This window comes from Enterobacter sp. Tr-810, from assembly GCF_011752765.1.
Classification (GTDB): domain Bacteria; phylum Pseudomonadota; class Gammaproteobacteria; order Enterobacterales; family Enterobacteriaceae; genus Enterobacter; species Enterobacter soli.
Genome location: NZ_VWWW01000010.1, coordinates 89,560 through 109,270, shown reverse-complemented (window position 1 = coordinate 109,270; position 19,711 = coordinate 89,560). Strand labels below are relative to the sequence as shown.

At 51.4% G+C, this 19,711-nt stretch carries 18 protein-coding genes and 1 rRNA gene; 11 read left to right on the top strand and 8 right to left on the bottom strand.

What is annotated here, in order from left to right; all coding sequences use genetic code 11:
- The first annotated feature begins 2 nt into the window (after window positions 1-2).
- A 5S ribosomal RNA gene (gene rrf / locus F3J30_RS21645) occupies window positions 3-118 on the top strand.
- A 68-nt stretch (window positions 119-186) separates the two neighbouring features.
- Here the strand turns inward: rrf and mobB are convergent.
- Both mobB and mobA read right to left on the bottom strand, forming a co-directional pair.
- The gene (gene mobB / locus F3J30_RS21640) at window positions 187-690 is read right to left on the bottom strand and encodes a molybdopterin-guanine dinucleotide biosynthesis protein MobB (protein WP_166718537.1); all 504 of its coding nucleotides are present in this window, start codon (window positions 688-690) and stop codon (window positions 187-189) included.
- Window positions 687-1,271 carry a molybdenum cofactor guanylyltransferase MobA gene (mobA, locus tag F3J30_RS21635; protein ID WP_166718536.1) on the bottom strand — a complete coding sequence of 195 codons (585 nt, stop codon included), beginning with the start codon at window positions 1,269-1,271 and terminating at the stop codon, window positions 687-689. The genes mobB and mobA overlap by 4 nt, the downstream gene beginning before the upstream one ends.
- Window positions 1,272-1,339: 68 nt before the next feature.
- Between mobA and F3J30_RS21630 the strand changes: the two genes are divergently transcribed.
- From F3J30_RS21630 to dsbA, 3 genes are all read left to right on the top strand, one after another.
- Window positions 1,340-1,609: a YihD family protein gene (locus F3J30_RS21630; RefSeq protein ID WP_014072418.1), complete on the top strand. Its 270-nt coding sequence runs from the start codon at window positions 1,340-1,342 to the stop codon at window positions 1,607-1,609.
- Between the two features lie 75 nt (window positions 1,610-1,684).
- Complete coding sequence (locus F3J30_RS21625) at window positions 1,685-2,671, top strand: serine/threonine protein kinase (protein WP_166718535.1); 987 nt, start codon at window positions 1,685-1,687, stop codon at window positions 2,669-2,671.
- Between the two features lie 27 nt (window positions 2,672-2,698).
- A complete protein-coding gene (gene dsbA, locus F3J30_RS21620; protein ID WP_166718534.1) occupies window positions 2,699-3,322 on the top strand; it encodes a thiol:disulfide interchange protein DsbA in 624 nt (207 codons plus the stop codon).
- A 15-nt stretch (window positions 3,323-3,337) separates the two neighbouring features.
- On the opposite strand, the gene F3J30_RS21615 is transcribed toward dsbA, so the two are convergent.
- The gene (locus F3J30_RS21615; protein WP_166718533.1) at window positions 3,338-4,246 is read right to left on the bottom strand and encodes an acyltransferase; all 909 of its coding nucleotides are present in this window, start codon (window positions 4,244-4,246) and stop codon (window positions 3,338-3,340) included.
- Window positions 4,247-4,684: 438 nt separating this feature from the next.
- On the opposite strand from F3J30_RS21615, the gene polA reads away from it, so the two are divergent.
- Window positions 4,685-7,474, top strand: coding sequence for a DNA polymerase I (gene polA / locus F3J30_RS21610; RefSeq protein ID WP_166718532.1), 2,790 nt, complete (start codon window positions 4,685-4,687; stop codon window positions 7,472-7,474).
- A 312-nt stretch (window positions 7,475-7,786) separates the two neighbouring features.
- On the opposite strand, the gene yihA is transcribed toward polA, so the two are convergent.
- On the bottom strand, window positions 7,787-8,416 hold the full coding sequence (yihA, locus tag F3J30_RS21605) for a ribosome biogenesis GTP-binding protein YihA/YsxC (protein WP_166718531.1): 630 nt from the start codon (window positions 8,414-8,416) through the stop codon (window positions 7,787-7,789).
- A 580-nt stretch (window positions 8,417-8,996) separates the two neighbouring features.
- Between yihA and yihI the strand changes: the two genes are divergently transcribed.
- Window positions 8,997-9,512 (top strand): Der GTPase-activating protein YihI, encoded by a 516-nt coding sequence (yihI, locus tag F3J30_RS21600; protein WP_014072411.1) that lies wholly within the window; start codon window positions 8,997-8,999, stop codon window positions 9,510-9,512.
- A 188-nt stretch (window positions 9,513-9,700) separates the two neighbouring features.
- On the top strand, window positions 9,701-11,074 hold the full coding sequence (gene hemN, locus F3J30_RS21595; RefSeq protein WP_166718530.1) for an oxygen-independent coproporphyrinogen III oxidase: 1,374 nt from the start codon (window positions 9,701-9,703) through the stop codon (window positions 11,072-11,074).
- 72 nt (window positions 11,075-11,146) lie between these two features.
- On the opposite strand, the gene F3J30_RS21590 is transcribed toward hemN, so the two are convergent.
- The 4 genes from F3J30_RS21590 to glnA form a co-directional block, all read right to left on the bottom strand.
- A complete protein-coding gene (locus F3J30_RS21590) occupies window positions 11,147-11,257 on the bottom strand; it encodes a YshB family small membrane protein (protein WP_125358805.1) in 111 nt (36 codons plus the stop codon).
- Between the two features lie 110 nt (window positions 11,258-11,367).
- Window positions 11,368-12,780: a nitrogen regulation protein NR(I) gene (gene glnG / locus F3J30_RS21585; RefSeq protein ID WP_014072408.1), complete on the bottom strand. Its 1,413-nt coding sequence runs from the start codon at window positions 12,778-12,780 to the stop codon at window positions 11,368-11,370.
- Window positions 12,781-12,791: 11 nt separating this feature from the next.
- Window positions 12,792-13,841 (bottom strand): nitrogen regulation protein NR(II), encoded by a 1,050-nt coding sequence (glnL, locus tag F3J30_RS21580; protein WP_014072407.1) that lies wholly within the window; start codon window positions 13,839-13,841, stop codon window positions 12,792-12,794.
- A 186-nt stretch (window positions 13,842-14,027) separates the two neighbouring features.
- Entirely contained in the window at window positions 14,028-15,437 is a 1,410-nt protein-coding gene (gene glnA, locus F3J30_RS21575; protein ID WP_014072406.1) for a glutamate--ammonia ligase, read from the bottom strand.
- Window positions 15,438-15,816: 379 nt separating this feature from the next.
- Here glnA and typA point away from each other — a divergent pair, with 379 nt between their 5' ends.
- The 4 genes from typA (at window position 15,817) to dtd (ending at window position 19,683) form a co-directional block, all read left to right on the top strand.
- Window positions 15,817-17,640 (top strand): ribosome-dependent GTPase TypA, encoded by a 1,824-nt coding sequence (typA, locus tag F3J30_RS21570; RefSeq protein WP_166718529.1) that lies wholly within the window; start codon window positions 15,817-15,819, stop codon window positions 17,638-17,640.
- A gap of 134 nt (window positions 17,641-17,774) precedes the next feature.
- Window positions 17,775-18,374 (top strand): glucose-1-phosphatase, encoded by a 600-nt coding sequence (yihX, locus tag F3J30_RS21565; protein WP_014072395.1) that lies wholly within the window; start codon window positions 17,775-17,777, stop codon window positions 18,372-18,374.
- Window positions 18,368-19,249, top strand: coding sequence for a virulence factor BrkB family protein (locus F3J30_RS21560; RefSeq protein WP_166718528.1), 882 nt, complete (start codon window positions 18,368-18,370; stop codon window positions 19,247-19,249). The genes yihX and F3J30_RS21560 overlap by 7 nt, the downstream gene beginning before the upstream one ends.
- On the top strand, window positions 19,246-19,683 hold the full coding sequence (gene dtd, locus F3J30_RS21555) for a D-aminoacyl-tRNA deacylase (protein ID WP_166718527.1): 438 nt from the start codon (window positions 19,246-19,248) through the stop codon (window positions 19,681-19,683). The genes F3J30_RS21560 and dtd overlap by 4 nt, the downstream gene beginning before the upstream one ends.
- Window positions 19,684-19,711 lie beyond the last annotated feature (28 nt).

Sequence of the window (19,711 nt, the reverse complement as noted above, 5' to 3'; positions counted from 1 at the left end):
TGCCTGGCGGCTTTAGCGCGGTGGTCCCACCTGACCCCATGCCGAACTCAGAAGTGAAACGCCGTAGCGCCGATGGTAGTGTGGGGTCTCCCCATGTGAGAGTAGGGAACTGCCAGGCATCAAATAAGTGAAGAGGCCATCCGCAAGGATGGCCTTTTTGCGTTTCTGAACTACCGCTTTTGCAAGTCAGATCGCACTCCACGCCACAATAAACTCTGCAATCCCATCCACATCATTCAAATCCAGCACAGGTACAGGCAGGTCTAACCCGATATCGCTGGCCACTGCAATAACATGTTCATCAAGCGTTAATTCAGCGATATCGTGCCCCGCGTCGCGTCTGAAAAGCAGTATTTTCGGCACGGCTTCATGCTTAAATCCTTCTACCAGGACCAAATCCAGCAACGAATGATCCATCCGACTGACCAGATAAGCGAGATCCAGCGGTGCTTCATCAGGCGTTTCTGTCATTAATGCCCAGCGCTGGCTACTGGCCACCATCGTCTGCGCTGCACCTGCTTTGCGAAGTTCGTAGCTGTCTTTGCCGGGTTTATCTACGTCCATATTGTGATGAGTATGTTTGATTAATCCCGGGCGGATCCCTTTGTCGCAAAGAGCGGGTATCAGTTTTTTCAGGAGTGTGGTTTTACCTGTTCCACTCCATGCTGAAATGGCTAAAACCAGTGTCATTGTTTCACCTGCATCATCTGTAGATCTTCCGTTGTATTCACATTGATAAACGCCGACTTCAGATCGCTAAAATCAACTGAATGCCCGCCAGACTGGCGCATAAATACCATCACCCGCCGTTCTCCCGCCGCAAGATACGTTTGCAGGTCAGGGACTAACGTTTTGTTAATTAATGCAATTGTCGGATGATCTCGTTCACCATCATGCACCCAGACAACGGGTGATTCGCCTCGTTGCATCGCCATGCGCTCAACCAGGCAAGACGGAATAAAAGGCGTATCGCAAGAGCAAAAGAGAAACCACTCCCCCTGGGATTGCTGCATCACCGAGAGCATTCCAGCCAGAGGGCCCGGGTAATCCGCAAGGTTATCCTGATAGACGGTAAACCCACTGCGCTGATAAATATCAATATTGCGGTTAGCGCTAATGGCGATTGATTCCACCTGGCCTGACAGGGTATCGGCGACATGTTTCCATAAAGGCTTACCGTTTAGCGCCTCAAGCCCCTTATCTTTCCCTCCCATGCGCGTTGCTCTTCCACCTGCCAGAACGACTCCGGTAATTTCCTGATGTCGATTCACGAATATCGCCTCTTTTATTGTGGGATTGACCCTGCTAACGTGTCTTTCTAAATGAAAGGAGCACCACCATGAAATGTAAACGTCTGAATGAAGTTATTGAACTCCTCCAGCCGGCCTGGCAAAAAGAGCCAGAGCTGAATCTGATGCAATTTTTGCAGAAACTGGCGAAAGAGTCAGGTTATGACGGTGAATTGACGGACCTTTCTGATGACATCCTGATCTATCACCTTAAAATGCGCGACTCCGCAAAAGATGCTGTTATTCCGGGTATTCAGAAAGATTATGAGGAAGATTTTAAAACCGCATTACTGCGCGCACGTGGCGTAATTAAAGAGTAAAAGCTTGTAAGCGCCGACTCCGAAATCGCCACAAGATGATATCCTGAATCATTCGTATATTTTCCGGATGATCGGATGAACGACCAGGCTTTTACTTTCCAGACATTGCACCCGGATACCATTATGGATGCCCTCTTTGAGCAGGGTATTCGGGTGGATTCCGGGTTAACTCCCTTAAATAGCTACGAAAACCGCGTCTATCAATTTCAGGACGAGGATCGGCAGCGTTTTGTCGTTAAATTCTATCGTCCCGAGCGCTGGTCAGCGGAACAAATTCAGGAAGAACATCAGTTTGCCCACGATCTGCTGGAGGACGATGTCCCTGTTGCCGCACCACTGAAATTCAATAACCAGACGTTGCTCATCCACCAGGGATTCTACTTTGCTGTATTTCCCAGCCTGGGTGGCCGCCAGTTCGAAGCCGATAATATCGATCAAATGGAATGGGTGGCGCGTTATCTTGGGCGAATCCATCAGACTGGCCGTAAAAAACCGTTTATTGCTCGCCCGACAATGAGCATTCAGGAATATCTTCTGGCGCCGCGTCAGGTATTCGAATCGTCAGCGCTTATTCCGGCAATGCTGAAAGATAATTTTCTCGCTGCGACGGATAAACTTATCGATGCGGTGACGTCATGCTGGCGCGACGATATTCCAGTGCTTCGTCTGCATGGGGATTGCCATGCCGGTAATATTCTCTGGCGTGATGGCCCACTGTTTGTTGACCTGGACGATGCCCGAATGGGGCCTGCCGTTCAGGATCTGTGGATGCTGCTCAACGGAGACAAAGCCGAGCAGCGTATGCAGCTTGAAACCATCATTGAAGCTTATGAAGAGTTTAGCCCCTTTAATTCAGACGAAATTGCCTTGATTGAGCCTTTACGTGCGATGCGTTTTGTTTATTATCTCGCATGGTTAATCAGGCGTTGGGATGACCCCGCATTTCCCCGAAATTTCCCGTGGCTTACCGGGGAGGATTACTGGCGCAACCAGATATCCACATTTACCGAGCAGGTTAAGGTTCTTCAGGAACCCCCTCTGCAATTAACGCCGATGTATTAATTAGACACACCCAGGAGAAAGTTGATCATGAAAAAAATTTGGCTGGCGCTGGCAGGTATGATTCTGGCATTTAGCGCTTCTGCTGCTCAGTTTACCGACGGCAAGCAGTTCATCACGCTCGATAAGCCAGTTGCTGGCGAGCCACAGGTTCTGGAATTCTTCTCGTTTTATTGCCCGCACTGCTATGAGTTTGAGCAGGTGCTGCATGTTTCTGACAACGTGAAGAAAAAGCTGCCAGAAGGCACCAAAATGACCAAGTACCACGTTGAGTTTCTGGGCCCATTGGGCAAAGACCTGACTCAGGCGTGGGCGGTTGCCATTGCCCTGGGTGTGGAAGACAAGATCTCCTCCCCAATGTTTGAAGCGGTACAGAAAACCCAGACCGTACAAACCACTGCCGATATCCGTAAGGTATTTGTTGATGCAGGTGTGAAGGGTGAAGATTATGACGCGGCCTGGAACAGCTTCGTGGTGAAATCTCTGGTTGCTCAGCAAGAGAAAGCCGCAGCCGACCTGCAATTGCAGGGTGTTCCGGCGATGTATGTTAACGGCAAATACCAGCTGAACATGCAGGGCATGGACACCAGCAGCATGGATATCTTCGTACAACAGTATGCTGATACCGTGAAATATCTGGTTGAGAAGAAGTAAGAAAAAAAACGCCGGTCACTGACCGGCGTTTTTGTATGAAGATTTTATGTTGTTTATCTGCTCGTCTTTATCTTTCCAGAGCGTGTTGAGCCAAAGCTGGAAACGACGTTTGAAATTCTTATCGTTAACGTAATCACCATGCAACTCTGCATCCACAGGCACCAGATCGACTCGCACAACGATTCGCGTCAGCTTGCCGCTGAGCATATCGTAGAATGGCGTCTTATCGTTTTCCGGGTAGCATAAGGTGACGTTAAGCAGCTTATCGAACTGTTCCCCTAATACGTTAAGCGCCATCGCAATACCTGCGGCCTTCGGTGGTAATAAGTTCTGATAAGGTGATCGCGTTTGCTGGCGTTTATCTTCTGTAAAACGCGAGCCTTCAACAAAGTTAACGATGGTAGTTGGATGTGACCGAAACTTTTCGCATGAGCGACGCGTTGTTTCGACATCTTTACCGCGGCGTTCAGGATGGCGGATCAGATAGCTGCGCGAATAGCGCTTCATAAACGGCATATCCAGCGCCCAGCAGGCCAGACCAATAAAAGGCACCCAGGCCAGTTGCTGTTTCAGGAAGTATTTGTTCATCGGGATATGTTTGCGGAACAACACGCATAAAACCACGATATCTGCCCAGCTATGGTGATTACAGATCAGCAAATACCAGTTCTTTTTGTTCAGCCTTTCCAGGCCTTCGACATCCCACTTCAGGCGCGGGTTCAGGTAGAGCAGTATGGCCAAACCTTCACACCAACAGTACATCATAAAGTTACAAAATGCAGAAACCGCTCGCCAGACAGCGGGAACAGGCAACAGCAGTTTAATTATTCCGGCGACAATAATCGGCACAGAACAGGCGATGGTAACCAGAATAGTTAAAATGATGCTTAACAATAATGTTATCGCAGCGAGTAATCTCAACATAATGAGCTTTTTCAGATAGTTAGCTGTAAGGTGCGGCCGGTTTTCGGCGCTGGGCGCTGATTTTACCAGAAAACAGACAGAATAATGGCGCTTTCATACCGCGAGCCTGAGGCTTTTACGCAACCGCAGACGATTTCACTATGATGGTGGGAATGGCAAGGCTTATATCCACATGGAGTAAATTGTCATCAGTTGACACCAGAGATCTCGGATCAATAATCAACTAACTGATATTAAAAATAAAAATAGAATGCCGTATATAATTTTTATGGCTCTTATTCATATGAAGCAAAAATATGCACAAACTTATCCACAGATTGAAATTTGCGAGCGATCCTCACGATCGCAAAATCTTTTTCTGTAATCGGCGCTAAAAACTGATGTTTTCATCCTTCTGTGGCATCCTTTACCCATAAATTGATTAAAGGCACGGACATTATGGTTCAGATCCCAGAAAACCCTCTTATTCTCGTCGACGGCTCTTCTTACCTGTATCGGGCGTATCATGCGTTTCCTCCTCTGACCAATAGTGCAGGAGAGCCTACCGGCGCGATGTACGGCGTGTTAAACATGCTGCGCAGCCTGATCCTTCAGTATCAACCAACCCATGCGGCCGTTGTTTTTGATGCGAAGGGGAAAACCTTCCGTGATGAATTATTCGAAGACTACAAGTCTCATCGTCCGCCAATGCCTGACGATCTGCGCGCACAAATAGAGCCGCTGCACACAATGGTGAAAGCGATGGGTCTGCCGCTGCTGGCGGTGTCCGGGGTAGAGGCTGATGACGTTATCGGTACGTTGGCGCGTGAAGCCGAAAAACTGGGCCGTCCTGTGCTTATCAGCACCGGCGATAAAGATATGGCGCAGCTGGTGACCCCAGGGATCACCCTGATTAACACCATGACGAACACCATTCTGGGGCCGGAAGAAGTGGTCACCAAATACGGTGTGCCACCAGAGTTGATCATCGATTTCCTCGCCTTAATGGGCGACTCCTCCGATAACATTCCGGGCGTACCGGGTGTGGGTGAAAAGACGGCTCAGGCGTTGCTGCAGGGGCTTGGCGGGCTGGACACGCTTTACGGTGAATCAGATAAAATCGCGAGCCTGACATTCCGCGGCGCGAAGACGATGGCGGCTAAGCTTGAGCAAAATAAAGATCTGGCTTACCTCTCTTATAAACTGGCAACCATCAAAACTGATGTTGAGCTGGAGCTGGGCTGCGAGCAACTTGAAGTGCAGCAACCGTCAGCGGACGCTCTGCTCAGCCTGTTTAAAAAATACGAATTCAAACGCTGGACGACAGACGTAGAAGCAGGCAAATGGATGCAGGCGAAGGGTGCTAAACCTGCGGCAAAACCAAAAGAAACCATCGAGGTTGAGGTTGAAGTGGAAGAAGAGCTGGTGAACGCCCTGTCTTCTGAACACTATGAAACCCTGCTTGAAGAAGCACAGTTAATTGCATGGATTGAAAAGCTGAAGAAGGCTCCGGTCTTCGCGTTCGATACTGAGACGGACAGCCTCGACAACATCTCAGCCAATATGGTGGGTCTCTCGTTTGCAACGGAGCCGGGTCTGGCGGCGTATGTCCCTGTGGCGCATGACTACCTGGACGCACCGGATCAAATTCCTCGTGAGCGCGTGCTGGAATTGCTCAAACCTCTCCTTGAAGACGAAAAAGCCCTTAAGGTGGGGCAAAACCTCAAATATGACCGTGGCATCCTGCAAAACTACGGTATTGAGCTGCGCGGTATCGCCTTCGACACCATGCTGGAATCCTACATTCTGGATAGCGTTGCAGGCCGTCATGATATGGACTCCTTGTCCGATCGCTGGCTGAAGCACAAAACCATTACCTTTGAAGAGATTGCCGGGAAGGGTAAAAATCAGCTGACCTTTAACCAGATTGCGCTGGAAGAAGCAGGCCGCTATGCGGCAGAAGATGCCGACGTAACGCTGCAACTGCATCTGAAGATGTGGCCAAAGCTCCAGAAGAACGAAGGCCCGCTGAACGTATTCCAGCATATCGAAATGCCGCTGGTACCGGTGTTGTCCCGTATTGAACGCAACGGCGTGAAAATTGACCCAACGGTGCTGCATAACCACTCGGGTGAGCTGGCGCAACGTCTGACCGAGCTTGAGCAAAAAGCGCATGAGCTGGCCGGCGAGGCGTTTAACCTGTCATCGCCTAAACAACTGCAAACGATCCTGTTTGAAAAACAGGGTATCAAGCCATTGAAGAAAACCCCTGGCGGCGCACCATCGACCTCTGAAGAAGTGCTTGAGGAGCTGGCGCTGGATTATCCGTTGCCAAAAGTGATCCTCGAGTATCGTGGGCTTGCGAAGCTTAAATCGACCTATACCGATAAGCTGCCACTGATGATTAACCCGAAAACTGGACGCGTGCATACCTCCTACCACCAGGCGGTTGCGGCGACCGGACGACTGTCATCGACCGATCCAAACCTGCAAAACATCCCGGTTCGTAATGAAGAGGGGCGTCGTATCCGCCAGGCGTTTATCGCCCCGGATGATTACCTGATTGTCTCTGCGGACTACTCGCAAATTGAACTGCGTATTATGGCGCATCTGTCGCGTGACAAAGGTTTGCTGACTGCGTTTGCCGAAGGCAAGGATATCCACCGCGCTACCGCAGCAGAGGTGTTTGGCCTGCCGCTGGAAAGCGTGACCAACGAGCAGCGCCGTAGTGCAAAAGCGATCAACTTCGGTCTGATTTATGGCATGAGCGCATTCGGGCTTTCACGTCAGCTCAACATTCCGCGTAAAGAGTCGCAGAAGTATATGGATCTCTACTTTGAGCGTTACCCGGGTGTGCTGGACTATATGGAGCGTACCCGCGCCCAGGCGAAAGAGAAAGGCTACGTTGAAACGCTGGAAGGCCGTCGTCTTTATCTGCCGGACATCAAATCCAGCAATGCAGCCCGCCGTGCCGGAGCAGAGCGTGCAGCGATCAATGCCCCAATGCAAGGTACAGCGGCTGACATCATTAAACGTGCAATGATTGCCGTTGATGCCTGGCTGGAACACGAGAAACCGCGTGTGCGTATGATCATGCAGGTGCACGATGAACTGGTGTTCGAAGTGCATAAAGATGACCTTGCCGCTGTCTCGAAAAAGATCCACGAACTGATGGAAAGCAGCATGAAGCTGGATGTGCCATTGCTGGTGGAAGTGGGGAGTGGGGAAAACTGGGATCAAGCTCACTAAGGGTCAGGCGAATAACGCGCTTTTTATGTAACTTAGCAACATAACCAGGTGCGTTTTGTGATGATCATTAGAATTCCCTATGTAAAGAATGAAAAAAAACTACGAAAAGTGCTTTTTCGATCGCTAAAAAAAGAGTAGAGTTAAAGACGTAGGGTACAGAGGTAAGATGTTCTATCTTTCAGACCTTTTACTTCACGTAATCGGATTTGGCTGAATATTTTAGCCGCCCCAGTCAGTAATGACTGGGGCGTTTTTTATTGCGCCAAAGAAAATTACGGGCAAAAAAAAGCGCGGACATTGCCGCGCGCTTTATTATTCTTCTTCCGCTTCTGTCGTGGGCTCCAGCTCGTTGAACCAGCTATCAAGCTTCTGACGCAGTTTGTCGACACCCTGCTTTTTCAGCGAGGAGAATGGCTCAACCTGCACATCGCCATTAAACGCCAGCACCGCTTCGCGAACCATGTTCACCTGTGCTTTACGTGCGCCGCTCGCCAGTTTGTCGGCTTTCGTCAGCAGCACGAGCACTGCAATTTCACTCGCTACAGCCCAGTCGATCATTTGCTGATCGAGGTCTTTCAGTGGATGGCGAATATCCATCAGTACCACAAGACCTTTCAGGCACTGGCGTTTTTCCAGGTATTCACCCAGCGCGCGTTGCCATTTGATCTTCATCTCTTCCGGTACTTGCGCATAACCATAGCCTGGCAAGTCGACCAGACGTTTGCCGTCTGCCACTTCAAACAGGTTAATCAACTGAGTACGGCCAGGCGTTTTTGACGTACGCGCCAGGCTTTTCTGATTGGTCAGCGCATTCAGGGCGCTGGATTTCCCCGCATTGGAGCGGCCAGCAAATGCCACTTCAATACCTGTATCAGAAGGTAAGTGGCGAATATCAGGCGCACTGGTGACAAAATGCGTCTGTTGGTAGTTCCAGGTAGTCACGTGGTCGTCTCCAAAAATCGTAATCTGTGGGGGATTATACCTGAATGCGGGCAAAAGGCTTTTCTCATCGTGATAACCCTGTAGGCCATAACTACAACACGTGTAGGAAATCTGCCATAAATGCTATGGGAGATCTCAGAGAAATCGCAGGTGTTAAAAAATACAAACTATTTAAAATCATAAAGTTAAATATAGGTAATTTTCTTAAAATCCACTTTTGTACCTTTCTGTTGCTTGTTAGTTTAATGGAACAAGGTAAAGTGTGCGGCAAGGCGAGGATGCCAACAGGATAACGACTTAAGGATAAGGGTCAGGAGCGCCAGGAGGCGAAGACTCAGGATTGTCAGGATGACGAGCGCCTGGAGGCGTTTAAAACAGGAAAGGGAACCGTATCACGGACGGTATCAGCCAAAGGATAAACAGGGTTTGTTGTTGGCAAACATGGAATGTCTGACCCGTTAAGGGTTGTGAGTCAGGAAAAAAGGCGACAGATTGCTCTGTCGCCTTTTTTCTTTGCTTGCTTTCTGCTAGATTTCGCCGCAATTCTATACTGATGAAAACGGCTTAAAGACAATACACCATGAAAAAACCGACCTCCGCAGCAGGCGCTAAACGTCCTGCAAAAGCACGCCGTAAAACGCGCGAAGAATTGAACCAGGAAGCGCGCGACCGCAAACGCGATAAAAAGCATCGTGGTCACGCTGCGGGTAGCCGTGCGAGCGGTAGCGGTGCATCGTCTTCTTCTGCGAAAAACAAGCAGCAGAAAGATCCGCGTATCGGCAGTAAAACTCCCATTCAACTGGGCGTGACAGACACCCCGGTCACTAAGCAGCACAAACCAAAGAGCGAGAAACCTATGCTTTCACCGCAGGCTGAGCTGGATATGCTGGAGAACGATGAGCGCCTGGACGCGTTGCTGGAACGTCTTGAAGAGGGAGAAGCCCTGACCGCTGAAGAGCAGTCCTGGGTTGATGCCAAACTGGATCGTATCGATGAGCTGATGCAGAAACTTGGTCTGTCTTACGACGATGAAGATGACGAAGAAGAAGAAGAGAAGCAGGAAGATATGATGCGTCTTCTGAAGGGTGGAAACTAACATTTGCACCCGGCAGGTACGATAGTCCTGCTTATAACCCTTCCGGTTATATGTTATCTGGTGTGGTTATTCGTTAAACTACGGCGGTTGTCGCGGCGACATAAGTGGCTGCGCACCCGAATGATGGCCCGCAATGGGGCCAGAACGGGCCGCCGTATACGAACGCGACACCAACGGAAGGAGTGAGCATGTCTGTACCATCTATCGACTGGGATTTGGCCCTAATCCAGAAATATAACTATTCCGGGCCACGTTATACGTCATACCCAACCGCGCTGGAGTTTACCGATACCTTCGGCGAACCTGAATTTCTTCAGGCCGTCGCGCGCTATCCTGAGCGCCCGCTTTCGCTCTACGTCCATATTCCGTTCTGCCATAAGCTCTGCTACTTCTGCGGCTGCAATAAAATTGTTACCCGCCAGCAGCACAAGGCCGATCAATACCTGGATGCGCTCGAACAGGAAATCCTGCATCGTGCGCCTCTCTTTGCTGGACGCCACGTCAGCCAGCTGCACTGGGGCGGCGGTACACCAACCTATCTCAACAAAGCGCAAATCAGCCGTTTGATGACGTTGCTGCGCGGCAACTTCAGTTTTAACGATGACGCTGAAATCTCGATCGAAGTCGATCCGCGTGAAATTGAGCTGGATGTACTGGATCACTTACGCGCTGAAGGTTTCAATCGCCTGAGTATGGGCGTGCAGGATTTCAACAAAGAAGTGCAGCGTCTGGTGAACCGTGAGCAGGATGAAGACTTTATCTTTGCCTTGCTGAACCATGCGCGTGAAATCGGCTTTACGTCGACCAACATTGACCTGATTTATGGCCTGCCAAAACAGACGCCGGAAAGCTTCGCCTTTACGCTGAAGCGTGTGGCCGAGCTCAATCCCGATCGCCTTAGCGTCTTTAACTATGCGCACCTGCCGACGTTGTTCGCTGCGCAGCGCAAAATCAAGGATGCGGATCTGCCTTCCGCCCAGCAGAAGCTGGATATTTTGCAGGAAACCATCACTTCGCTGACCGATACCGGTTATCAGTTTATTGGTATGGATCACTTTGCCCGCCCGGACGATGAGCTGGCGATTGCACAGCGTGAAGGCGTGTTGCACCGCAACTTCCAGGGCTACACCACCCAGGGCGATACCGATTTACTGGGGATGGGCGTTTCAGCCATCAGCATGATTGGTGATTGCTACGCGCAGAACCAGAAAGAGTTAAAGCAGTACTATCAGCAGGTCGATGACACGGGTAATGCGCTGTGGCGCGGTATCGCGTTAACGCGGGATGACTGTATTCGCCGTGATGTGATTAAGGCGCTTATCTGTAATTTCCGCCTCGATTTCAGTGCGACAGAAGCGCAGTGGGATCTGGTGTTTAACGAATATTTTGCGGAAGACCTGAAGCTGATTGCGCCGCTGGCGAAAGATGGGCTGGTGGATGTCTCGGAGAGTGCCATTGAGGTCACGCCTAAAGGGCGTTTGCTGATTCGTAATATTTGCATGTGCTTCGACGCGTACCTGCGTCAGAAGGCGCGTCTGCAACAGTTCTCGCGGGTGATTTAATACGCACAGCATTGCGTTGAAAGGTAGGCCGGGTAAGGCATAGCCGCCACCCGGCTTTTACGTGCAAACCCGCTAGCTAAACAGCCCAACCAGCGCCGCACACAATACCGCAGCAACGGCGGTTTGCGGCGTGTGGCTTTCGGCTGCTCCGCTCGAGAGCAAATTCACTAATGATTCCAGCATGATGATCCCCCCCATTTTCCGGGCACGATCATACAAAACTCATCGGAACAGTAAAGCGCAAAATAACAGCAATTTGCGCTCAATTAGTCATTTTTACACAACGGTAAAAATCACTCCATTCCCAGCTCTTTCAGCTTACGTGTCAGGGTATTGCGTCCCCATCCCAGTAAACGAGCCGCTTCCTGTTTATGGCCCTGAGTATGACGAAGTGCAGTGGTTAACAGCGTGCGCTCCATCTCTGGCTGAGCCTCTGATAGCAAGTTTTGATGACCGGATCGAAGCGCGCGGTCTGCCCATTGCGCCAGAAGTGTTGCCCAGCTGTCTGGCAGCGCGTGTCCGGTGCTGCTTTCCGGGGCGGTGGCTTCGAACAGCTCACCCGGTAAATCCTGAATCAGTACTTCCTGGCCGGCGGCCATGACCGTCAACCAGCGACAGGTATTTTCAAGCTGACGCACGTTACCCGGCCAGGCCAGGCGGGTGAGGGCGGCATCGGTTTCCGGGTGGAGCTGTTTAGCCTCCACACCCAGCTCACGTGCAGCAACCTGGAGGAAGTGGCGTGCCAGACGAGGAATATCCTCGCGACGCTCGCGCAGCGGCGGCAGGTGAACGCGGATCACGTTCAGACGATGGAACAAGTCTTCACGGAATTTGCCTTCCTGAACGCGCTGCTCCAGGTTCTGGTGCGTGGCGGCAATAATACGCACGTCTACTTTTACGGGAGCATAACCCCCTACGCGGTAGAACTGCCCGTCAGCCAGCACGCGAAGCAGGCGGGTCTGAACATCCAGCGGCATATCGCCGATTTCATCCAGGAAAAGTGTCCCGCCGTCGGCCTGTTCAAAGCGACCCTGGCGAATGGTGTTCGCGCCGGTAAAGGCCCCTTTTTCATGGCCGAACAGCTCTGACTCAATCAAATCCTTCGGGATCGCCGCCATATTCAGGGCGATAAACGGCGCTTTCGCCCGCGGGCTATGCCGGTGTAACGCATGGGCGACCAGCTCTTTACCGGTTCCCGATTCACCGTTAATCAATACGCTGATGGAAGAGCGAGACAGGCGACCGATAATGCGAAAAACATCCTGCATGGCAGGCGCTTCGCCAATGATGTCCGTCGTCGGGCCAAAAACGGGCGCGTTGCGGGGCTGTTGCTGCTCCTGGTAGTGGCTGATGGCGCGCTCAACCAGAGCGACCGCTTCGTCAATATCAAAAGGTTTTGGCAGATAATCGAATGCCCCTTGCTGGTACGCGCTGACGGCGGCATCCAGATCGGAGTGGGCAGTCATTATGATGACCGGAAGCATTGGGTGGCGTTGTTTGATCTGCTTTAAGAGCGCCAGCCCGTCCATGCCAGGCATCCGAATATCTGACAGCAAAACATCCGGGGTTTTGGTGGTGAGTGCATCAAGCACATCGCTACCGCTCTCAAACGTCGTGCAGCTTAATCCCGCTCCCGTGAGTGCGCGTTCAAGCACCCAACGGATGGAGCTATCGTCATCGACTACCCAGACTATCCCTCGTTGCATACACGTCACCTTTATTTTTTAATTGGCAGGTAAACCGAAAACTCGGTATGACCTGGCCAACTGGTAAATTCAATTTTGCCAGAGTGTTGATCGATCAAATTACGGGCAATGGATAACCCCAGCCCTGTACCGCCTTCGCGGCCGCTCACCATCGGGTAGAACAAGGTGTCCTGGAGATGCGATGGGATGCCAGGCCCGTTATCCTCAACGTCGATTCTCGCTGCCAGTCGGTAGCGCACGCCGTGCAGTGTTAACTGGAAAGCGGTGCGGGTACGCAGAATAATTTCACCGCCATCAGGCCCCAGCGCCTGAAGGGCATTACGCACGATATTCAGAAGAACCTGTTCAATCTGATCAGGATCGTGCGCCAGTTCTGGCAGGCTTGGATCGTAATCGCGCACCAGCGTGACGTTTTCAGGAAGCTCCATCGACACGAGTTTCACCACCCGCTCGGCCACTTTATGAATGCTTTCGGATACATGCATTCCCGGTTGCTGCGGCCCAAGCAGTCTGTCGACCAGATTGCGCAGACGGTCTGCCTGTTCAATGATGACGTTGGTGTACTCGGCAAGCGCAGGGTCGGGGAGTGCTTTGGTCAACAGCTGCGCCGCTCCGCGCAAACCACCCAGCGGATTTTTGATTTCATGGGCCAGGCCGCGCACCAAATCCCGGGCAGCGATCTGCTGGGCATGTTGGAGCTGTTCCTGGCTAAGGCGACGCTGATTATCCATCGGCGCCATCTCGAGCAGAATAAGCCCCTCAGGCAGGCGTTGTGCCGTCAGCGAAAGAATATGGGAACGCCCGTCTATCACCAGCGTCACTTCGTTATCGGTGAAACCCTGACCGGCCTGCAAACTTTCCTGCATCAGGCCAATATTCAGTGAAAAGTAGCTCAGCAATTCCGGGAGCGGTGTACCAAACAGTTTGCGTGCGCTCTGGGCAAGCAGTTGCTGCGCCGCCGGGTTGGCATAATGCACGGCCAGCTCGTCGTCGACCAACAAGATACTGTTAATTAAAGAATTGAGGATCTGCCCAGCATCGGGCAGCGTGCCAGTTGCCATTCAGCAGTCTCCTGGAGTTGTTTGCACTAATTTAGTGCAGTATAGCTTTTTCGGCGTAAAAAGCGCGTGAGATCAGTTTGTTGGTGGAGAAAAAAGCCCATCCGAAGATGGGCTGAAAGTTTCCACGGCAACAAAAAAACAGCTTTCGGATTCGCGCGGAAAAGGTCGCGCGAAACCCGTTAAAACTTAAACGCTGTAGTACAGTTCGAATTCAACTGGGTGCGGAGTCATACGCACGCGGTCGTTCTCTTCGATACGCAGCGCGATGTAAGCATCGATAGCTTCATCAGTGAACACACCACCCGCAGTCAGGAACTCGCGGTCTGCGTCCAGCGCTTGCAGTGCTTCTTCCAGAGAACCGGCAACCTGTGGGATCTCTTTCGCTTCTTCTGGCGGCAGGTCGTACAGGTTTTTGTCCATTGCTTCGCCTGGGTGGATCTTGTTCTTGATACCGTCAAGACCAGCCATCAGCAGAGCTGCGAAGCACAGGTATGGGTTAGCCGCCGGGTCCGGGAAGCGAACTTCGATACGACGCGCTTTCGGAGACGCAACCACTGGGATACGGATAGAAGCAGAACGGTTACGGGCAGAGTAAGCCAGCATTACTGGAGCTTCATAGCCTGGGACCAGACGCTTGTAGGAGTTGGTAGTTGGGTTCGCCAGGGCGTTGATCGCTTTAGCGTGTTTGATAACACCACCGATGTAGTGCAGCGCCTGCTCAGACAGACCCGCATATTTGTCGCCAGAGAACAGGTTGGTACCGTTCTTGGACAGAGACATGTGGCAGTGCATACCGGAACCGTTGTCGCCAAACATTGGTTTTGGCATGAAGGTCGCGGTTTTACCGAAACGGTGCGCAACGTTGTGCACAACGTATTTGTAGATCTGAATCTCATCCGCTTTTTTGGTCATGGTGTTGAAGCGGGTTGCGATTTCGTTCTGGCCAGCAGTTGCCACTTCGTGGTGATGAGCTTCAACAACCAGGCCCATCTCTTCCATGATCAGACACATGGTAGAACGGATGTCCTGTGAAGAATCGACCGGAGGAACCGGGAAGTAACCGCCTTTCACGCCTGGACGGTGACCTTTGTTGCCACCTTCGTATTTGGTGGAGGAGTTCCATGCGCCTTCGATGTCATCGATAGCAACGTGGGAACCAGAAATTGAAGCACCAAAACGGATGTCGTCGAACAGGAAGAATTCTGGCTCTGGCCCGAACAGAACGGTGTCTGCGATGCCGGTAGAACGCAGGTACTCTTCTGCGCGCTTAGCGATAGAGCGTGGGTCACGGTCGTAACCTTGCAGTGTACCTGGCTCGAGGATATCGCAACGGATGATCAGAGTTGGCTCTTCGAAGAACGGGTCAATGAGCGCAGTAGTAGCGTCCGGCATCAGAACCATGTCGGATTCGTTAATGCCTTTCCAGCCACCAATGGAGGAGCCGTCAAACATTTTGCCTTCTTCAAAGAATTCGGCGTTCACCTGATGAGCAGGAATAGTGACGTGCTGTTCTTTACCTTTGGTATCGGTGAAGCGCAGATCAACAAACTTCACTTCATGTTCGTTCAGCATCGTCAAAACGTGTTCAGCGGACATACTTAACTCTCCAGATTGGTCATTGTCGTCGTGGTAACGAGGTCTTCAATTTCTGTCTTGTACTGGCTGTGTTGCCATGTTTTTTATAAAGCGAAATCTGTGCCAACTTTTAAAACACCCCAAAAAGGCGTTATCATGCGCACCATAGTGCAAAAGGGCTGCACCACAATGGATTTGTTGCACCAGTATAGTGCTTCAATGTGAACATTGAGCACCATATTGGTGCAATTTACGTTAAAGAGCCCTTTTACCGCTCCGTGAAAGCGATCACAAAGCATCTCTGCAATACTTGTTTGCGGGGGATGTTTGTGATCCTGTTTTGTAGTGCGATTAATCCGTGTACAATAACGCGCTATTTCTAAATGCCTGAGGCAAAGTTGTGATCGAAAATTTGCGTAACATCGCCATCATCGCGCACGTTGACCATGGTAAAACTACCCTGGTTGATAAGCTGCTGCAGCAATCCGGTACGTTTGATGCTCGTGCCGAAACCCAAGAACGCGTGATGGACTCCAACGATTTGGAGAAAGAGCGTGGGATTACCATCCTCGCGAAAAACACCGCGATTAAATGGAATGACTACCGTATCAACATCGTTGATACCCCAGGGCACGCCGACTTCGGTGGTGAAGTTGAACGTGTAATGTCCATGGTAGACTCCGTTCTGCTGGTCGTTGACGCAATGGATGGCCCAATGCCGCAGACGCGCTTCGTGACCAAAAAGGCATTTGCCCACGGTCTGAAGCCAATCGTTGTAATTAACAAAGTTGACCGTCCTGGCGCGCGTCCTGACTGGGTTGTTGACCAGGTATTCGACCTGTTCGTAAACCTCGACGCGACCGACGAGCAGCTGGACTTCCCTATCGTTTACGCTTCTGCGCTGAACGGTATCGCAGGTCTGGACCATGAAGACATGGCTGAAGACATGACCCCGCTGTACCAGGCGATTGTTGACCGTGTTCCTGCACCAAACGTTGATCTCGACGGTACCCTGCAGATGCAGATCTCTCAGCTCGACTACAACAACTATGTTGGCGTAATCGGCATTGGTCGTATCAAGCGCGGTAAAGTTAAGCCTAACCAGCAGGTGACTATCATCGATAGCGAAGGCAAAACCCGTAACGGTAAAGTCGGTAAAGTACTGACTCACCTGGGTCTTGAGCGTATCGAGAGTGACGTTGCTGAAGCTGGCGACATCATCGCCATCACCGGTCTGGGTGAGCTGAACATCTCCGACACCATCTGCGATCCGCAGAACGTTGAAGCGCTGCCAGCACTGTCTGTTGATGAACCAACCGTTTCCATGTTCTTCAACGTCAACACCTCTCCGTTCTGTGGTAAAGAAGGTAAGTTCGTTACCTCTCGTCAGATCCTTGACCGCCTGAACAAAGAGCTGGTGCACAACGTTGCGCTGCGCGTTGAAGAAACTCCGGATGCAGACGCATTCCGCGTTTCTGGTCGTGGTGAGCTGCACCTGTCTGTTCTGATCGAAAACATGCGTCGTGAAGGTTTCGAAATGGCGGTTTCCCGTCCGAAAGTTATCTTCCGCGAAATCGATGGCCGTAAACAAGAGCCGTTCGAAAACGTGACGCTGGACGTTGAAGAGCAGCATCAGGGTTCTGTGATGCAGGCTCTGGGTGAGCGTAAAGGCGACCTGAAAAACATGAATCCAGATGGCAAAGGCCGCGTACGTCTCGACTACGTGATCCCAAGCCGCGGTCTGATCGGCTTCCGTTCAGAGTTCATGACCATGACTTCTGGTACTGGTCTGCTGTACTCCACCTTCAGCCACTACGACGACGTTCGTCCAGGCGACGTGGGCCAGCGTAACAACGGCGTTCTGATCTCCAACGGTCAGGGTAAAGCGGTTGCGTTTGCACTGTTCAGCCTGCAGGACCGCGGTAAGCTGTTCCTGGGTCACGGTGCTGAAGTTTACGAAGGCCAGATCATCGGTATTCACAGTCGTTCTAACGACCTGACTGTAAACTGCCTGACCGGTAAGAAACTGACCAACATGCGTGCGTCAGGTACTGACGAAGCAACGGTTCTGGTTCCACCAGTCAAGATGACCCTGGAGCAAGCTCTGGAATTCATCGATGATGACGAACTGGTAGAAGTGACTCCACAGTCAATTCGTATCCGTAAACGTCACCTGACCGAGAACGATCGTAAACGTGCGATGCGCGGTCCGAAAGAAGACTAATTCACGCTTCTTTTAGTCTGCAAAACCCCGTCCTTTGTGGCGGGGTTTTTCTTTTTCTGCGTTATGTCGCAGTTCATAGCCAAAGCTTATCTTTCCCGCTACAGTTACTTTTCCACGGCGAAAAGGAGATAAACATGCTTTATATCTTTGACTTAGGAAATGTAATCGTCGATATCGATTTTAATCGGGTGCTGGGCGCATGGAGCGATTTTAGCCGCGTTCCGCTGGCGACATTAAAACAGAGCTTCGCGATGAGCGAGACTTTCCATCAGCATGAGCGCGGTGAAATCAGTGATGAAGAGTTTGCCGAGCGCTTTTGTCACGAAATGGACCTGTCATTAAGTTACGAGCAGTTTGCTCACGGCTGGCAGGCTGTCTTTGTGGCGATCCGCCCTGAAGTCACCGACATCATGAACAAACTTCGCAAACAAGGACACCGTGTGGTGGTCCTGTCAAATACCAACCGTCTGCACACGACATTCTGGCCAGATGAATACCCTGAGGTAAATGCCGCAGCGGATCACGTCTATCTCTCGCAGGAGATGGGAATGCGCAAACCTGAGGCGCGAATTTATCAGGCTGTATTGCAGGCAGAAGGATACTCAGCGGCGGATGCGGTCTTTTTTGACGACAACGCCGATAATATAGAGGGAGCTAACCAGTTAGGTATCACGTCAATTCTGGTGACCGGAAAAGAGACGATACCCAACTATTTCGCGAAGCAGTTATGCTAAAAAACGTTCATCAAAAAGCCGCTCACCATACCCGCCCACTCAGGTCGTGGCTGAAACTTCTCTGGCATCGCATTGATGAGGACAACATGACGACACTGGCGGGCAATCTTGCCTACGTGTCGTTGCTCTCGTTAGTGCCGCTGGTGGCGGTTGTTTTTGCCCTTTTTTCTGCATTCCCGATGTTTGCAGATGTGAGCCTACAGCTGCGTCATTTCATCTTTGCTAACTTTATTCCGGCCACCGGGGATGTGATTCAGAATTACATCGAGCAGTTTGTTGCTAATTCCAACAAGATGACCGCCGTTGGGGCCTGCGGGTTGATCGTGACGGCGTTACTGCTGATGTATGCCATTGATAGTGCGCTGAACACTATCTGGCGCAGTAAGCGGATTCGACCCAGAGTGTACTCTTTTGCCGTTTACTGGATGATTTTGACACTTGGGCCGCTGCTCGCGGGGGCAAGCCTGGCGATAAGCTCGTATCTGCTCTCGTTGCGTTGGGCCAGTGAGCTAAATGGCGTTATCGACAATGCGCTGCGGCTTTTCCCGCTGATATTGTCCTGGCTCTCGTTCTGGCTGCTATACAGCGTGGTTCCGACCACACGCGTACCCAATCGCGATGCCGTGTTAGGCGCGCTGGTGGCGGCAGTGCTTTTTGAACTGGGGAAAAAAGGATTTGCTCTCTATATCACCATGTTCCCGTCTTATCAGCTGATCTACGGTGTGCTGGCGGTGATCCCCATTTTGTTTGTCTGGGTGTACTGGACCTGGTGTATCGTCTTGCTTGGCGCCGAAATAACTGTCACTCTCGGGATATATCGAGAACTCAAAAAAGCAGCAGAAGCTGAAAAACAACAAGAAGCAGACCAACCATGATTGCATTGATACAGCGCGTAACCCGTGCCAGCGTCACCGTGGAGGGAGAGGTGACGGGTGAAATTGGCCCAGGACTTTTAGTGTTGTTAGGTGTCGAAAAGGAAGATGACGAACAAAAAGCCAACCGCTTGTGTGAGCGTGTGCTGGGCTACCGCATCTTTAGCGATGCAGAAGGGAAGATGAATCTCAATGTCCAGCAGGCGGGAGGCAGCGTGCTGGTGGTGTCGCAATTTACGCTTGCTGCGGACACCGAGCGCGGAATGCGCCCGGGGTTCTCCAAAGGAGCAGCACCGGATCGTGCAGAAGCGCTTTATGAGTACTTTGTTGAGCGTTGTCGCCAACAGGAAATGAATACGCAAACCGGACGATTCGCTGCGGATATGCAGGTTTCGCTGGTGAACGATGGCCCCGTCACTTTCTGGCTCCAGGTATGAGCCAGCTGGCGGCGTGGCCGCGGGTAAC

Excerpts from the sequence above, each read along its gene's own strand:
- mobB (WP_166718537.1), bottom strand. The coding sequence starts at position 690 with ATGACACTGGTTTTAGCCATTTCAGCATGGAGTGGAACAGGTAAAACC.
- F3J30_RS21630 (WP_014072418.1), top strand. The coding sequence starts at position 1,340 with ATGAAATGTAAACGTCTGAATGAAGTTATTGAACTCCTCCAGCCGGCC.
- F3J30_RS21625 (WP_166718535.1), top strand. The coding sequence starts at position 1,685 with ATGAACGACCAGGCTTTTACTTTCCAGACATTGCACCCGGATACCATT.
- dsbA (WP_166718534.1), top strand. The coding sequence starts at position 2,699 with ATGAAAAAAATTTGGCTGGCGCTGGCAGGTATGATTCTGGCATTTAGC.
- F3J30_RS21615 (WP_166718533.1), bottom strand. The coding sequence starts at position 4,246 with ATGTTGAGATTACTCGCTGCGATAACATTATTGTTAAGCATCATTTTA.
- polA (WP_166718532.1), top strand. The coding sequence starts at position 4,685 with ATGGTTCAGATCCCAGAAAACCCTCTTATTCTCGTCGACGGCTCTTCT.
- yihI (WP_014072411.1), top strand. The coding sequence starts at position 8,997 with ATGAAAAAACCGACCTCCGCAGCAGGCGCTAAACGTCCTGCAAAAGCA.
- hemN (WP_166718530.1), top strand. The coding sequence starts at position 9,701 with ATGTCTGTACCATCTATCGACTGGGATTTGGCCCTAATCCAGAAATAT.
- F3J30_RS21590 (WP_125358805.1), bottom strand. The coding sequence starts at position 11,257 with ATGCTGGAATCATTAGTGAATTTGCTCTCGAGCGGAGCAGCCGAAAGC.
- glnG (WP_014072408.1), bottom strand. The coding sequence starts at position 12,780 with ATGCAACGAGGGATAGTCTGGGTAGTCGATGACGATAGCTCCATCCGT.
- glnL (WP_014072407.1), bottom strand. The coding sequence starts at position 13,841 with ATGGCAACTGGCACGCTGCCCGATGCTGGGCAGATCCTCAATTCTTTA.
- glnA (WP_014072406.1), bottom strand. The coding sequence starts at position 15,437 with ATGTCCGCTGAACACGTTTTGACGATGCTGAACGAACATGAAGTGAAG.
- yihX (WP_014072395.1), top strand. The coding sequence starts at position 17,775 with ATGCTTTATATCTTTGACTTAGGAAATGTAATCGTCGATATCGATTTT.
- F3J30_RS21560 (WP_166718528.1), top strand. The coding sequence starts at position 18,368 with ATGCTAAAAAACGTTCATCAAAAAGCCGCTCACCATACCCGCCCACTC.
- dtd (WP_166718527.1), top strand. The coding sequence starts at position 19,246 with ATGATTGCATTGATACAGCGCGTAACCCGTGCCAGCGTCACCGTGGAG.